We start from the raw sequence: 1,033 nt of genomic DNA on the forward strand, positions 1-1,033 counted from the left end.
GGTGGTGGGGGTGGTGGGGGTGAGTCCGTGGGTGTGGGTGTGGGCGAGTGCGTGGGGGAAGTGGTGGCCGTGGTGGCGGCGGAGGGTGGGGTGGATGGTGGTGGGGTGGTTGTCGAGGGTTTGGTGGATGGTGGGGAGGAGGACGGGGTGGGGGCTGATTTCGATGTAGTGGCGGTAGCCGTCGGTGTGGAGTCGGGTGAGGGTTTGGTGGAGTTGTACGGGGTTGCGGAGGTTGGTGTACCAGTAGTCGGGGGTGAGGGTGGTGGTGTCGAGGGGGGTGGTGGTGACGGTGGAGTAGAAGGTGGTGGTGGTGGGTTGGGGGTTGAGGGGGTTGAGGGCGGTGGTGAGGTGGTGCTGGAGGGGTTCGACGTGGGGGCAGTGTGAGGCGTAGTTGACGGGGATGGTGCGTGCGTCGATGCCGGTGTTGTGGAGGGTGGTGACGAGGGTGTGGATGGCGGTGGGGGTGCCGCTGATGATGGTGGTGGTGGGGGAGTTGTGGGCGGCGATGTGGAGGTCGTTGTTGAGGTGGGGTTCGAGGTCGTGTGGGGGGAGGGGGATGGAGGCCATGGCGCCGGTGTCGGCGAGTTGGGTGAGGGCTTGGGCGCGGAGGATGACGGTTTTGGCGGCGTCGTTGAGGGTGAGGGCGCCGGCGGTGTAGGCGGCGGCGATTTCGCCTTGGGAGTGGCCGATGACGGCGTCGGGGGTGATGCCGTGGTGTTGCCAGAGGGTGGCGAGGCCGGTCATGACGGCGAAGAGGGCGGGTTGGACGATGTCGACGCGTTCGAGGAGGTCGGGGTCGGGGTTGGTGAGGAGGTCGGTGAGGTTCCAGTCGGGGGTGTAGGGGGCGAAGGCCTGGGTGCAGTTGGTGATGTGTTGGGCGAAGACGGGGCTGGTGGCTATGAGGTGTTGTCCCATGGCGGGCCATTGGGAGCCCTGGCCGGGGAAGATGAACACGGTCTTGCCGCTGACGGCTGCGGTGCCGGTGACGAGGTCGGGGTGGGGTTGACCGTCGGCGAGGGCGGCCAGGGCGTCG

1 protein-coding gene is annotated in these 1,033 nt (G+C 67.8%); it reads right to left on the reverse strand.

Annotated features, from left to right (window positions below):
* Window positions 1–1,033, reverse strand: a 1,033-nt coding sequence (locus ACGF12_RS38730; protein WP_393041413.1) for an acyltransferase domain-containing protein, incomplete at both ends; no start/stop codon positions are given.

It is taken from the genome of Kitasatospora sp. NPDC048296, assembly GCF_043201815.1.
GTDB lineage: Bacteria > Actinomycetota > Actinomycetes > Streptomycetales > Streptomycetaceae > Kitasatospora.